Origin of the sequence: Gordonia polyisoprenivorans NBRC 16320 = JCM 10675, assembly GCF_000241325.1 — a bacterium.
Taxonomy (GTDB): domain Bacteria; phylum Actinomycetota; class Actinomycetes; order Mycobacteriales; family Mycobacteriaceae; genus Gordonia; species Gordonia polyisoprenivorans.
Window position 1 is genome coordinate 1 of record NZ_BAEI01000053.1, and the last position, 14,067, is coordinate 14,067.

General features: G+C 67.6%; 10 protein-coding genes and 1 pseudogene. 6 read left to right on the forward strand and 5 right to left on the reverse strand.

The window, feature by feature from the left end; all coding sequences use genetic code 11:
• Window positions 1-877: peroxidase family protein (locus GOPIP_RS12620; RefSeq protein WP_006370054.1), on the reverse strand; the 877-nt coding region annotated here is incomplete at its 3' end.
• A 36-nt stretch (window positions 878-913) separates the two neighbouring features.
• Complete coding sequence (locus GOPIP_RS12625; RefSeq protein ID WP_014362220.1) at window positions 914-1,357, reverse strand: Fur family transcriptional regulator; 444 nt, start codon at window positions 1,355-1,357, stop codon at window positions 914-916.
• 154 nt (window positions 1,358-1,511) lie between these two features.
• On the opposite strand from GOPIP_RS12625, the gene GOPIP_RS12630 reads away from it, so the two are divergent.
• Both GOPIP_RS12630 and GOPIP_RS12635 read left to right on the forward strand, forming a co-directional pair.
• Complete coding sequence (locus GOPIP_RS12630; protein WP_006370056.1) at window positions 1,512-2,387, forward strand: GNAT family N-acetyltransferase; 876 nt, start codon at window positions 1,512-1,514, stop codon at window positions 2,385-2,387.
• Complete coding sequence (locus tag GOPIP_RS12635) at window positions 2,384-3,277, forward strand: hypothetical protein (protein WP_006370057.1); 894 nt, start codon at window positions 2,384-2,386, stop codon at window positions 3,275-3,277. The genes GOPIP_RS12630 and GOPIP_RS12635 overlap by 4 nt, the downstream gene beginning before the upstream one ends.
• A 22-nt stretch (window positions 3,278-3,299) precedes the next feature.
• Here GOPIP_RS12635 and GOPIP_RS12640 read toward each other — a convergent pair whose 3' ends face one another.
• Window positions 3,300-4,253 (reverse strand): alpha/beta hydrolase, encoded by a 954-nt coding sequence (locus GOPIP_RS12640; protein ID WP_006370058.1) that lies wholly within the window; start codon window positions 4,251-4,253, stop codon window positions 3,300-3,302.
• Window positions 4,254-4,310: 57 nt separating this feature from the next.
• The gene (locus tag GOPIP_RS12645; RefSeq protein WP_006370059.1) at window positions 4,311-5,663 is read right to left on the reverse strand and encodes a VWA domain-containing protein; all 1,353 of its coding nucleotides are present in this window, start codon (window positions 5,661-5,663) and stop codon (window positions 4,311-4,313) included.
• Window positions 5,664-5,799: 136 nt separating this feature from the next.
• On the opposite strand from GOPIP_RS12645, the gene GOPIP_RS12650 reads away from it, so the two are divergent.
• On the forward strand, window positions 5,800-6,243 hold the full coding sequence (locus GOPIP_RS12650; protein WP_014362225.1) for a PPOX class F420-dependent oxidoreductase: 444 nt from the start codon (window positions 5,800-5,802) through the stop codon (window positions 6,241-6,243).
• On the opposite strand, the pseudogene GOPIP_RS29460 reads toward GOPIP_RS12650, so the two are convergent.
• A pseudogene (locus GOPIP_RS29460) lies at window positions 6,235-6,348 on the reverse strand (cation-transporting ATPase); the annotation flags it as partial. The gene GOPIP_RS12650 and the pseudogene GOPIP_RS29460 sit on opposite strands and share 9 nt — an antisense overlap.
• Before the next feature lie 300 nt (window positions 6,349-6,648).
• On the opposite strand from GOPIP_RS29460, the gene GOPIP_RS12660 reads away from it, so the two are divergent.
• The 3 genes from GOPIP_RS12660 (at window position 6,649) to GOPIP_RS12670 (ending at window position 14,027) form a co-directional block, all read left to right on the forward strand.
• Entirely contained in the window at window positions 6,649-7,608 is a 960-nt protein-coding gene (locus tag GOPIP_RS12660; RefSeq protein ID WP_035727934.1) for an arsenic resistance protein, read from the forward strand.
• A 71-nt stretch (window positions 7,609-7,679) separates the two neighbouring features.
• Entirely contained in the window at window positions 7,680-8,225 is a 546-nt protein-coding gene (locus GOPIP_RS12665; RefSeq protein ID WP_006370063.1) for a YceI family protein, read from the forward strand.
• A gap of 309 nt (window positions 8,226-8,534) precedes the next feature.
• A complete protein-coding gene (locus tag GOPIP_RS12670) occupies window positions 8,535-14,027 on the forward strand; it encodes an ATP-binding protein (RefSeq protein ID WP_006370064.1) in 5,493 nt (1,830 codons plus the stop codon).
• The last annotated feature ends 40 nt before the right edge of the window (window positions 14,028-14,067 follow it).

A 14,067-nucleotide genomic window follows, 5' to 3' on the forward strand; every position in this document is an offset into this window, starting at 1 on the left:
CGGGTTCGGGGCCGAGTTTCTCGGCGTCACCGTTGCCGTGGGTCTTGCCGAAGGTGTGTCCGCCGACGATGAGCGCGGCGGTCTCCACGTCGTTCATCGCCATCCGGCCGAAGGTCTCCCGGATGTCTTGCGCGGCGGCGAGATAGTCGGGATTGCCTTCGGGCCCTTCGGGATTGACGTAGATCAGACCCATCGTGGTGGCGCCCAGCGGCTTTTCCAGGTTGCGCTCACCGGAGTAGCGCAGATTGGTGCCCAGCCAGGTCGACTCCGCACCCCAGTACACCTCCTCGGCTTCCCATTCGTCGGGGCGGCCGAACGCGAATCCCTTGGTGTGGAAACCCATGTCCTCGAGGGCGACATTGCCGGCGAGGACCAGCAGGTCCGACCACGACAGCGCCTTGCCGTACTTCTTCTTCACCGGCCACAACAGCCGGCGCGCCTTGTCGAGGCTGACGTTGTCCGGCCAGCTGTCCAGCGGTGCGAAACGCTGCATGCCGGTGCCGGCACCGCCGCGGCCGTCCTCGACGCGGTAGGTACCCGCGGCATGCCACGACATGCGGATGAAGAAGGGTCCGTAGTGACCGAAGTCGGCGGGCCACCACGACTTCGAGTCGGTCATGACCGCCTTGACGTCGGCGACGAGTGCGTCGACGTCGAGGTCGGCGAGTGCGGCGTCGTAGTCGAAGTCGCCGCCGCGCGGGCGGATGACATCGGGATTATGGGCCAGGACACGCAGATTCAGCTTGTCCGGCCACCACTGGTTGTTGCCGCCGCCCTCCACCGGTGGGCGGATGTGCATGGGACATCCTGAGCCCGACGGCTCTCCGGCGGGGGTCTGGGCCTCCCCGATGGGGGGTGCGGTTTGCTCGTCAGACACGACGTTCCTTTCGGTGATGGGTGATCCGGGCTGTGATCACGGTCGTGACCCGGGGTGTGAGGAGGCTGCGCATTCTGCGCACAGACCCCAGTAGATGACCTCGGCCTCGTCGAGGAGGAAACCGTTGTCGTCGGAGGCGGTCAGGCACGGGCGTTCGCCGACCGCGCAGTCCACATCGGCGATGGCCCCGCAGCCGCGGCACACCGTGTGGTGGTGGTTGTCGCCCACCCGCGCCTCATACCGGGCCAGGTGGCCCGACGGTTGCAGACGGCGGACGAGTCCGACATCGGTGAGTGCCGCGAGGATGTCGTACACCGCCTGCCGAGAGACGTCCGGCAGGTCCGCGCGGGCGGCCTGGAAGATCGACTCGGTGTCGGCGTGGGGGTGCGCATGGACGGCCTCGAGCACCGCCACCCGCGGACGGGTGACGCGGAGTTCCACGGAGCGCAACATGCCCGCGAAGTCCGACGATGAGGTCACGACGCACAGTATGCACGCTTTTCTGGAATGATTCAGAACTTTCGCAAAATGAGACGCGCACAAGGCTGTTGGCGCTGGTCACGGGCCGAAATCGGGCGGGATGGTGACGACAGGCCCACTCTCGTGGCCCCATCGGTCATGAGAGAGTGGAGCCGTGGACGTCGACGAAAACGGGCTGGGCGCGGGTGCCGACACGCTCCTCGACCCGATCGCGCGCACCGTGCTCTCGGAGTCGGTGGCGTGGCGTTCGTCGTGGCATCCCGACGGTTCGCGCCACATCGTCGACGGGGCCTTCGAGTTCTACGTGGACGGCGCCGACGCCACCCTGCTGCGGTTCCACGGCCCCGACGGCGATCCGCGACGGATACTCGACGACGCGCTGCGAACCGTCTCCGTCCACGGCGCGTCCGGTTTGCGAATCACGGTGGGATTGGGCACTTTTGCCGATCTCGACGACGACGAGGTAGCGCGCCGCGGCGGAACCCTCGTCGCTGTGGTCGATGTCGTCGCACGCGCGGTGGACGCGTCGGTGCCGGACTCCATACCGGTGCCGACCGACATCGCGGTGCGTCGCGTGCGGACGGCCGAGGACCTCGCGCTGTTCGCCTCGATCTCCGAGCGTGCCTGGGGTTTCGCGCCACCGGTGCTCGCCGACCCCGACTTCGACGTCGCGGATCCCACGACGCGCCTGTTCGTCGCCGAAGGTAATTCCAGCGCAACCTGTTCTGTGCCGGGAAAACCCGTGGGTGATCACGTCGGCGCCGGTGGATACGAATTGGCGGGGTCGACCGCACGATTCTGGGGTGCGGCGATCCTGCCGGCATATCGTGGCCGTGGGGCCTACCGGGCGCTGGTGGCCGCACGCCTTCGTGACGCGCTGGGGTGCGGAGCGCGACTTGCACTCGTGCACGCCGAGCAGACCTCGTCGCCGATACTCCAACGGATCGGGTTCGCGCGTTATGCGCAGCGACGACTGACCTGGTTTCCGGTGCCCGGCCAGGGGAATCGGGTACAGGGGGAGCAGAGATGACACCGTCCGAGTCCGGGTTGGACTTCGACGAGGTCGCCGACGAACTGTACGGACTACCTCCCGGTGACTTCACCGGTCGGCGCAATGCGCTCGCTCGCCAGGCGCGCGGCGCGGGAGACCGCGATCTCGCCACGGCGATCGCGGCGCTGCGTCGTCCCACCCAGTCGGCGTGGTTGCTCAACCAGTGGATCCGCCGCCACCCCGACGGTGCCGACGAGATCACCGAACTCGCTGCGGCACTTCGGGATGCGCAGCGTCGTGTCGATGCCGCCCGGATGCGTGACCTGTCCGCACGTCGACAGGAGGTGATCGCCGACGTGGCGGGCCGGGTCGCGCACCTCGCCGCCGATCTGGGCGTGACCGTGTCCGGCGCCACCGACCGCGAGATCGTGGCCACGCTGCGAGCTGTCGTGGCCGACGAGTCCACCGCAACCCTCCTGCATCGTGGCCGCATGGTGGCCGCCGCCGAATACACCGGATTCGGGCCCGCCGGGATCGTGGCGGTTCCGGCGACCACGACCGCCGAAGAGGCACAACGCGGTACCGGCGACGGCCGGGCCGGACATGGTGAGGCCGAACGGTCCGTGGCTCGCGAGCACACCCGCGCAGAGCTACGACGAGCGCGCGAAACCGCGACGAGCGCTCAGCGTGGCGCCACCGAAGCGCAGACGGCGGCAGCGGCTGCCCGCGATGCTGCCGAGGCGCTCTCCGCCGACGCCGATCGGTTGCGCACAGAACTCGCCCGGGTGGAGCAGGAATGGGGTTTCGCGCGCCGTCGCGTGACGGCCGCCGAGCATGAATATGCCTCCGCGGCAAAGGAATCGGCTGCGGCATCCGCACGCGTGGCGGCACTGGAGCAGGAGTTGGCCGAGCTCGACGATCCGCGGTGAGGCGAGGTCGGCTCGACTCAACTCACTCGGCGGGTCTCATGGCCTCGTTGAGCACTTCACACTGACGGTCGAAGAAGCTCTCCGACACCGCGGCCCGTGGTGCGAACATGTCGAACGCATGAAAACCGCCGGGGACGGTGTCCACGGTGACGGGTACACCCGCGTCCTTCAGGCGTTCGGCGTAGGCAAGGTCCTCGGCGAAGAACAGATCACGGGTGCCCACCCCGATCCACGCCGGCGGCAATCCGGTCAGATCGGCGCGGCGCGCCGGCACGGCGATCGAGCGGTCGGCGCCGCCGAGATACGACGCCCAGCCAAGCCGGTTCGACGACGGGCTCCACACGCGATAGTCCTTCGGATCGCCGGTCCCCGCCGTCGTCCGATCGTCGAGCATCGGATAAACCAACAACTGGAACACCGGAGTGATGCTGCCGGAGTCTCGACCGGCCATGTCCCGGCACCGCAACGCCAATGCCGCGGTCAGCCCGCCGCCGGCGCTGGCGCCGCCGATGAGAATCTTTTCGGGGTCCACATCATCCTGTGCGGCAAGCCAATCGAGGCCGCGATGACAATCCTGGACCGGAACCGGGTAGGGGTGCGCGGGTGCCAAACGGTAGTCGACGGCAGCGATGGGGATTCCGAGCCGGTCGGCGAACTTCCGACACAGTGCGTCGTCCTCGGCCGCCGTACCGATGACATAGCCACCGCCATGAATCCACAACAGCGCGTGACCGGTACCGCGCGGGTTGTTCGGGCGATGAAGCCGCACGCTCACCCCGTCGCCGAGGTGGGCCACCTCGACATCGTCGGGCACATGACGCGACAGCGCTCCCGAGAGCACCTGCAGCGGGCGCATCGTCAGCGAGGTCACGACCGTGCGGGGCAGCAGCCGCGCCGCCAGGGCGAGGTCGGGGTGGAAGCCATCGGTGTCGACGTCGTCGTCGGGGCGGGTGTCGTGGGGGATCGGTGTGGGCACCGTGCCAGTATCACCCGCCCTTCTGCGGATGGTAGCCGTTCGGAGGCACCAACCCGCTCAGCGCGGCGCGTACCGGGGATCGACGATCCGGTGGCGGACCGCCTCGCGCAGCCACTCGGGGAACTCGGAGAGCAACTGCTCGTACAGGTCGGCGTCACTCATCGCGTCGACGTCGTCGATGGCGAAGAATCCGGCGTTGTCGACCACTCGGCCCGCCAGGGTGTCCAGTTCGGTGAGGATGCCGAATCGGTTGCGCCCCAACCCGATGAACTGCCAGAACACCGGCCGCGCCGATGCGGTGTGGATCAGCGTGCGGATCGCGGGCACCTTGGAGTGGAATCCGCCGTCGGTGAAGAACAGGACCAACACCGGTTCGCCACCCGCGGCGTCGTCGAGGATCGCATTCATGATCGGGAGTTCCTCGTTGACCCCGCCGATCTGCCGGTCGTAATCGATCTCCGGGCCCAGCGGCGCACCGTGGCGTCCGGTGAGATGAATATAGGTGTCCATCCAGATCTCGGTATCGGCGACGGTGACGTCGGGGAGCTTCGCGTAACCGGAGCCGTACAGGTACGCCTCGAGGTTGCCGTCGGAATCGAGCTGTGTCGCGACCGGGATCATCCGCTCGACGACCCGATGCACGGTCTGCTTCTTGTACAGCTTGCGCATCGACATGGTCTTGTCGATGACCAGCACGACCCGCGCGGTGGCACCCGCGGCCCCCTTGGTGAGCAGCACCCGATGGACCTGCTCCTTGCGGAGGTTGAGTTTCTGACGTTTCTCCAGCGAGAGCTTCTCCTCGCCCTTGACCATCCGGATGCCGGGTGCGGGAGCCGGAGCAGTGGGAGTGGGAGACGCGGGTACCGGGGTCAGGGGTGTCGGGGCGTCGGGTGTCGAGGTCTGAGATGGCGGGGCGTCGTCGACGATCACCCCGTGCTCGCGCACCAGCGCCGCGAAACCGGCGTCCCATCCGGCTGATTCGCTGCGGACCTTCCACTGGGCATTGCGTCGATAGATCTCCACCAGCACCGCTGCACGTTCGGAACGCAGCCCCTGCGCCGGCGCGACGATGGTGTCGGCTCCGGCGGTGAGCGTGGTCTCGATGGTCGACCCGCCCAGCGTGGCGGGCGCGTCGACGGAAACGCCGATCGCGATGCGCTCGACGTCATCGGCGACTCGGGTCAGATCGATGTCGAGCGTGGCCGGGCCGGTCAGCGTCACCTCGGCGCCGGGACTGCGGGGATTGTTGTAGAAGACGAAGTCGGCGTCGTTGCGGACGCGGCGGTCGGAGCCGAGGACAAACGCCACCACATCGAGCGCCGATCCACCGGCGGTTGCACCGACCGCCACCGTGAGCCGATCAGACGCCAGCGGGGTGTTCTCGCCGCGTCCGAGTATGCGTGGGGTCATGCCTGGTCCTCCCAAGATGTCGACCGAGTGTCTGGGCTGTCTGGTCACGATGACCCTACGTGGACCGCTCGCTGTGATCCCCGGATGTCGATCGGTCGATGGAATACCGCCGTGGCGGTCCATGGTTGGCACAGCCATGACCACCGAGACCGCTCCCGAAGCCTTCGATCCGCGCACTCTCATCGCAGAGAGTTCGATCGGGATCCTCGCGACCATCAAGGCCAACGGTATTCCCCAACTCTCGCCCGTCACCGTGGTCTACGACGGTGACGCCGACCGCATCTACGTGTCGATGACCGAGGGGCGTGCCAAGACCGCCAATCTGCGACGGGATCCCCGCGCCGCCATCGAGTTCACCAGTGCCGACGGGTACACGTGGGCCACCGCCGAGGGCACCGCCACCCTCACCGGGCCGGGCACCGACCCGGACGGACCGGAGGTCGACGCCCTCGTCGAGTACTACCGGCGCGGGGCGGGGGAACATCCGGATTGGGCGGAGTACCGCGAGGTGATGGTGACCGATCGGCGGGTGCTGATGGAGTTGGCCATCACCCGGGTGTACGGGGCCAAGTTACGCTGACCCGCCGCCGGTGTCGGCCGGCCACGCGCGACGCGAGAGCAGGCGTAGACCGTTGAGCGCCACCAGAATCGTCGATCCCTCGTGGCCGGCAACACCCAGCGGCAGGGGCAGGGTTCCGACGATGTCCCATGTGACGAGGACCGCGATGGTGGTTGCGAGTGCCGGTATCTCGTTGCGGTGCCATCGATTCGGGTTGTCGAGCTCAATGACGGCGGTAACCGTGGGCGTGCCGGTCGAACAGCGCTCAGCTCGGGCATGTCGCCGCACTCCTCGATGAGGCCGTCCATCACATCGAGCGTTTGCATTCCGGTGACCGCGGATCGCGCGATCTCGCATAACGCCGCGGCGCTTGTGATGGAACCCTGGTTGTGATGGAGCCCTGGTTGTGATGGAACCCTGGTTGTGATGGAACACCGTCAGGTCCCGCTGTATCTCCTCGCGTTGATCGTCGGGGGAGTGATCGGCGTCGGTGCGCCCGGCCTCGCTCCCGTGCTCACCCACCTGGTCACCCCTGCGCTGGCGGCCCTGCTCTACGTCACCTTTCTGCAGGTGCCTGCGAGTGGGGTGATCACGGCGCTGCGTGATCTCCGATTTCTCGGTGCGGTGCTCGTCGTCAATTTCGTTGCCGTCCCGCTCGTCGTCGGTGCGATGTATCCGTTCCTGCCGGGCAACGAGGCGATCCGCATCGGGATGCTGCTCGTGCTCCTGTGTCCGTGCATCGATTACGTCATCGTCTTCACCGGCCTGGCGGACGGCGACCGACGCAGACTCCTGGTGTCGACGCCCCTGCTGCTCATCGTGCAGATGGTGACGCTGCCACTGTTCTTGATGACATTCCTGGGTGCCGACCTCGCGGCGGTGGTCGACGTAGAGCCGTTCCTCGAGGCGTTTGTCGTGTTGATCGTGATACCGCTCGGGCTCGCCTGGGCGACGCAATGGTGGTCGTCGGGGCATTCTCGGCCGGGACATTCTCGGGGGCAGCGCTTTTCGACGGCGGTGTCGACGACGATGGTTCCGTTGATGATGCTCGTGCTCGCCGTGGTCGTCGCCTCGCAGATCCCGACGGTCGGCGACGCCGCGGGCTCGGTGCTCGCCGCGGTTCCGTTCTACGTGGCCTTTCTCATCGTGATGCCGTGGATCGGGCTCATCATCGCCCGGTGGGCGCGCCTCGACGTTCCGGCCGGCCGGGCGGTGATGTTCAGCGGTGTGACACGCAACTCGCTCGTGGTCCTGCCGTTGGCGTTGGCCCTACCCGTGGGGTTCGAGGCGGCCGCGGTCGTCGTGGTCACCCAGACGCTCGTCGAGGTCATCGGAATGGTGGTCTGCGTGCGGGTGGTGCCGCGTCTCCTGCCGGTGCAGCGGTGAGTCCGTGCCGTGGGCAGGCAATCTTCCTCAGGTCGGCGATCATGGTTCCTCGGCCGACTAGAGTCGCGGTCATGGTTTCGACGACGTGGGAGCTGTCCGCTGCCGACGGGACGGTGATGGTTCGTACCGACGTGACCGGCCCGGCAGCACGTACTGGACACCGACTGACGATCGAGATGACCGAATGGAGCGCGCAGGTGCGGTGGGCCGGTTCCGAGCCGGAATCGCTGACCGCGAGGATCGTCGTCGATTCATTGCAGGTCCGTTCCGGCGAAGGTGGACTCACGCCGATGTCCGGTCCGGAGCGTTCGGTGGCGAGGTCCAATGCCCTGAAATCGCTCAAGGCGGACAAGTTTCGTGAGATCGAATACGAATCCAGCTCGATCATCAAGTCCGACAACGGTTATCGCGTGGATGGTGCGGTGTGCATCCTCGGCCGCAGCCGTCCTCACCCGCTGGAGCTGACGGTCACCGACGCCTCGGGTCGGTGGCACATCACCACCGAGACACCGCTGGTTCAGACCGAGTTCGGAATCAAGCCGTACGCCCTGATGATGGGTGCGCTCAAGGTCGCCGACGAGGTGACGGTGACGGTCGAGGTGGACCACCCCGCGTGACCGACGATGGGAAGTGCGCGGGGCATCGACACGGTGCTTACCGACGGGTAAATCAATATCCGTTGTCGCAGTTACACGCTCGCGAATCCGCGGATCCGACGCCCGCGGATCGGTGTGATCTTCTCGGTGTGTCGGGTACGTACTCGCGCGTAGCGAAATCATTCGTAAGAATCGTCCCCGATCGGTTGTCGGCGCGTTCACAGCGCCCGCCGGATCCACCCCGCGCCATTCGGGTGGGGACGATCGTGGCCGCATCCGCGCCCCGCGCGCGGACAATCGTTGGGTATGACAAAAGATGAGGAGTCGGTGATGTTCACTCGCATTGCCATCGTGAACCGGGGTGAGTCGGCCGTCCGTCTCATTCACGCCGTTCGGGGCCTGTGCGCAGAAACAGGACAGTCGATAGAGGTCGTCGCACTGCACACCGATGTGGATCGCAACGCGACCTTCGTCCGTGAGGCCGACATCGCCTACGACCTCGGCCCGGCGGCCGAGCGCCCGTACCTGAACCTCAAGGTGCTCGAGCGCGCACTGCTCGAGACCGGCGCCGACGCGGCGTGGGTCGGCTGGGGGTTCGTGGCCGAGGACCCGTTGTTCGCCGAACTGTGCGACCGCATCGGCATCACCTTCATCGGCCCGTCGGCCGAGGCCATGCGCAAACTCGGCGACAAGATCGGCGCCAAGCTCATCGCCGAAGAGGTCGGTGTACCCGTCGCCCCGTGGAGTCGCGGTGCGGTCGACAGCGTCGAGGAGGCGGTCGCCGCGGCAGCCGACATCGGCTATCCGCTCATGCTCAAGGCGACCGCCGGCGGCGGTGGTCGCGGTATCCGCGTCATCACCAACGACGACGACCTGCGCGAGGCGTACGCCCGCACCCGCGACGAGGCCGCACGCGCCTTCGGCAGCGGTGTGGTCTTCCTCGAACGTCTGGTGACCGGCGCCCGTCACGTCGAGGTCCAGGTGATCGCCGACGGTCAGGGCACCGCATGGGCGCTCGGTGTGCGTGACTGCTCGGTGCAGCGCCGCAATCAGAAGATCATCGAGGAGTCCGCGTCGCCGGTCCTGTCGCCCGAGCAGGTCGCCGACCTCAAGGCCTCGGCCGAACGACTCGCCGTCGCCGTCGGCTACTGCGGTGCGGCGACCGTGGAATTCCTCTATCACCCCGGCGAGAAGCTGTTCGCCTTCCTCGAGGTCAACACCCGACTGCAGGTCGAGCACCCGATCACCGAGACCACCACCGGCTTCGATCTCGTCCGGGCGCAACTACACGTCGCCTCCGGCAACAAGCTGGAAGGCGAGCCGCCCGCCGAGCGCGGTCACGCGATCGAGGCGCGGCTCAACGCCGAGGATCCCGACCGCGACTTCGCGCCCGCGCCGGGTCGGATCGCGCGTCTCGAATTGCCCGCGGGCCCGGGCATCCGCGTCGACACCGGCGTCAGCGCCGGCGACACCATCCCCGCCGACTTCGACTCGATGATCGCCAAGATCATCGCCTACGGCCGCGACCGCGACGAGGCCCTCGGGCGACTGCGCCGCGCGATGACCGAGACCCGCGTCATCATCGAGGGCGGCGCCACCAACAAGAGCTTCGTCCTCGAACTGCTGAATCAGCCCGAGGTGATCGACGGTAGCGCCGACACCGGCTGGATCGACCGCGTCCGTGCCGAGGGCGGCCTCGTCGCCCATCGGCACTCGGCGATCGCGCTGGCAGCTGCCGCGATCGACGCCTACGAGGAAGAGGAACTCGTCGAGCGGCAGCGCCTGTTGTCGACGGCGTCGGGCGGTCGCCCGCAGGTGCAGCACGACAGTGGCCGACCGCTGGATCTGAAACTGCGCGGCGCGACCTACCGCGTGCGCGTGGCGCGGATCGGTGCGCACCGCTTCCGCGTCGGCATCGAATCCGGCGACCAGACCTACAGCGCCGACGTCGACCTGGAACGGTTCGACGAGCACGCCGCTCAATTGGTCATCAATCATGTTCGTTACCGCCTGATCACCGACACCCACGGCCCGGTCCACCTCGTCGACGTCGACGGCGTGACCCACCGCGTCAGCCGCGACGAGGGCGGCGTGGTGCGTTCGCCCGCTCCCGCGCTGGTCGTCGCGACTCCGCTGGAGGTCGGTGACGAGGTCGAGGCCGGCGCCCCGGTGCTGGTGCTCGAGAGCATGAAGATGGAGACGGTGCTGCGGGCGCCGGTCCGTTCACGACTCAAGGAGTGCGTGGTCTCCGTCGGCACCCAGGTCGAGACCGGCGCGGCGTTGATGCGCCTGGAACCCCTCGCCGACGACGATGACGCGGATGCGGCCGAGGAGGCCACCGAGGGCGTCGAACTCGAGTTGCCGTCGATGCCCACCGACATCGAGCCGCACGAACGCTCGACCCGCACCCTCGAAGACCTGCGCAGCCAACTACTCGGCTACGACGTCGATCCGCACGATCGGACGAGGCTGCTCGACGACTATCTGGCGGTCCGGCACGCGGTCATCGAGTCCGGTCGGCGGCCGTTGTCCGACGAACTCGAACTGATCACCGTGTTCGCCGATCTCGCCGAGCTGAGCCAGAATCGTCCTTCCGAGGACCAGATGGGCGTCGAGCACGTCCACAGCGCGCGGGAGAACTTCCACACCTACCTGCAGAGCCTCGACGTCGAACGCGACGGGCTCCCGCAGTCGTTCCACGATCAGCTGAGCCGGGCTCTCGCGCACTACGGGGTCACCGATCTCGACCGGACCCCCGAACTCGAGGCCGCGGTCTTCCGCGTGTTCCTGGCCCTGCAGAATCCGTCGGACTCGGTCACCTCGGTTTCGACCCTGCTGCGCGAGTGGCTCGGCGAGCCCACCCCGCGCGAGGAACTGCAGGACCGTGTCGGGGTTGCCCTCGACAAGCTCGTCTCCGCGACGCAGCTGCGGTTCCCGGCGATCGCCGACCTCGCCCGTGGCGTCGTCTACTCCTGGTACGGCCAGCCACTGCTGCGCCGTAACAGGGCCCGGGTGTATGGCGAGCTGCGCGAACACCTGCGCTACCTCGACGCCAATCCCGACGCCGCCGACCGTGACGAGCACATCGCCGACATGGTCCGCTCCACCGAGCCGCTGGTCCGTCTGCTCGGCCAGCGGATGGTGCGCGGGATCGCCGACAACACGGTCATGCTCGAGGTGTTGACCCGCCGCTACTACGGCAACAAGGGACTGCGCGACGTTCGTGTGCAGGAGTTCGGTGGTGCGAGCTTCGTCATCGCCGAGCGCAACGGCCTGAGCCTCGTCTCGGCCGCGGTCCGGTTCGACGAACTCGACACGGTGCTCGGTGGTCTCGCCGAGATGGCGCGCGGGGTGGCCTCGGTCGACGCCGACGTCTACCTCTCGTGGGAGGAGCAGCCCAGCGATTTCGACGCCATGGCCGATGCGTTGCACGAGCGCATCTCCGCGGCCTCGCTGCCGCAGCAGGTGCACCGGCTGACCATCGCGGTGGCCGGCAGCAACGAGGCGCTCATGCATCACCACTTCACGTTCCGGCCGTCGTCGACGGGCATGGCCGAGGAGCGTCTCATCCGCGGGCTGCACCCGTACATCGCCCAGCGGATGCAGATGGAGCGGCTGCGCAAGTTCGACCTCACGCGTCTGCCGTCGGCGGACGACGAAGAGGTCTACTTGTTCCACTGTGTGGCCAAGGAGAATCCGTCCGACGAGCGGCTCATCGCCTTCGCCCAGGTCCGCGATCTCACCGCGTTGCGCGAGACCGATGGCAAACTGCTGACGCTGCCCCGTGCCGAGAGCATCCTCTCGTCGTGCGTCGACTCGATCCGCCGTGCGCAACGCCGGTCCAACCTGACCTCGACCACCAACCGCATCGTCATGTACGTCTGGCCGCCGATCGACGGTGCCCGCGACAACCTGCAGACCATCGCCGACCACATCCGCGGCACCGCCGCCGGGGTGGGACTCGAAGAGGTCCTGCTGATCGCGCGTCAGCGTGATCGCGAGACCGGCGAGCTGACGAAGGTCGCCGTCCGGTTCGCGGTGAACGCGGCAGGCGGCTTCGACGTGATCGTCGGTGAGCCGTCCGACGAGCCGATCGAACCGGTCGACGCGTTCCGGCAGAAGGTGTTGCGCGCCGCGCGTCGCAACACCGTCTACCCCTACGAGCTGGTGGGATTGCTCGGGTCCTTCGACGAGTACGACCTCGACGACGAGCAACGACTGGTGCCGGTGGACCGGCCCAAGGGTCGCAACTCCGCGGCGATCGTCGCCGGCGTGATCACCACGCCCACCGACAAGTACCCGCAGGGCGTGACCCGGGTGGTGCTGCTCGGTGATCCGACGAAGTCGCTCGGTGCCCTCTCCGAACCGGAGTGCGCCCGGGTCATCGCGGCCCTCGACCTCGCCGAGTCGATGCAGGTGCCGCTCGAGTGGTACGCGTTGTCCTCGGGTGCCCGGATCTCGATGGACTCCGGTACCGAGAACATGGACTGGGTCGCTCGTGCGCTCAAGCGGGTTGTCGAGTTCACCCAGGCGGGCGGCGAGATCAACATCGTGGTCGCCGGTATCAACGTCGGTGCGCAGCCGTACTGGAATGCCGAGTCGACGATGCTGATGCACACCAAGGGCATCCTGGTGATGACCCCGGATTCGGCAATGGTGTTGACCGGCAAGCAGTCCCTGGACTTCTCCGGTGGCGTGTCGGCGGAGGACAACTTCGGTATCGGCGGTTACGACCGGGTGATGGGCCCCAACGGCCAGGCCCAGTACTGGGCGCCCAATCTCGTCTCGGCGCGCGATGTGCTGATGTCGCACTACGATCACACCTACATCGTTCCCGGCGAGCAGACGCCGCGGCGTGCCGAATCCTCAGATCCAGTCGCCCGCGACATCTCCGATTACCCACATGTGTTGTCCGGCAGCGACTTCACTACGGTCGGGCAGATCTTCTCGCCCGCGCACAACCCGGATCGCAAGAAGCCCTTCGACATTCGGACCGTGATGCGGGCCGTCGCCGACCAGGACCACGCCGTCCTCGAGCGGTGGGCGGGGATGGCCGACGCCGAGACCGCCGTGGTCTGCGACGTCCATCTCGGCGGAATCCCGGTGTGTCTGTTGGGTATCGAGTCCCGCGAGGTGCAGCGCCGCGGCTACAAGCCGACCGATGGGCCCGACACCTACACCGCAGGCACGTTGTTCCCGCAGTCGTCGAAGAAGGCGGCGCGGGCGATCAACGTGGCCAGCGGCAACCGTCCGCTGGTGGTGTTGGCCAACCTCTCCGGCTTCGACGGATCGCCGGAATCGATGCGCAAACTGCAGTTGGAGTACGGTGCCGAGATCGGTCGGGCGATCGTCAACTTCCGTGGACCGATCGTCTTCTGCGTCATCTCGCGCTACCACGGCGGCGCGTTCGTGGTGTTCTCGAAGGCGTTGAACCCCAACATGACCGTGCTCGCGATCGACGGGTCGTTCGCGTCGGTGCTCGGTGGTGCGCCCGCGGCCGCGGTCGTGTTCGCCGGTGAGGTAGGCAAGCGCACGGCCGCCGACCCGCGGGTTCGTGAGGTCGAGGCCCGCCTCGCGCAGGCCTCGGGTGCCGACCGTCCCGCGATCAACGCCGAGCTCGCCGACATCCGTCAGTCGGTGCGTGCGGAGAAGATCAGCGAGCTCGCGGCCGAGTTCGACTCGGTGCACAGTATCCGTCGTGCCGTCGAGGTCGGTTCGGTCGACGCGGTGATCGACGCCGCGGAACTGCGTCCGCGCATCATCGCCGCCATCGAGAGCAACCCCGTCTGGGCGGGTGCAGGAGACCGCATGGCGACCTTCTGAGCGCCCATCCCGTTCGAGGCCGCGGCCCCGCCCTCACCGA

Coding starts and splice junctions, on each gene's coding strand:
- GOPIP_RS12635 (WP_006370057.1), top strand. CDS start 2,384: ATGACACCGTCCGAGTCCGGGTTGGACTTCGACGAGGTCGCCGACGAA.
- GOPIP_RS12645 (WP_006370059.1), bottom strand. CDS start 5,663: ATGACCCCACGCATACTCGGACGCGGCGAGAACACCCCGCTGGCGTCT.
- GOPIP_RS12650 (WP_014362225.1), top strand. CDS start 5,800: ATGACCACCGAGACCGCTCCCGAAGCCTTCGATCCGCGCACTCTCATC.
- GOPIP_RS12660 (WP_035727934.1), top strand. CDS start 6,649: ATGGAACACCGTCAGGTCCCGCTGTATCTCCTCGCGTTGATCGTCGGG.
- GOPIP_RS12665 (WP_006370063.1), top strand. CDS start 7,680: ATGGTTTCGACGACGTGGGAGCTGTCCGCTGCCGACGGGACGGTGATG.
- GOPIP_RS12670 (WP_006370064.1), top strand. CDS start 8,535: ATGTTCACTCGCATTGCCATCGTGAACCGGGGTGAGTCGGCCGTCCGT.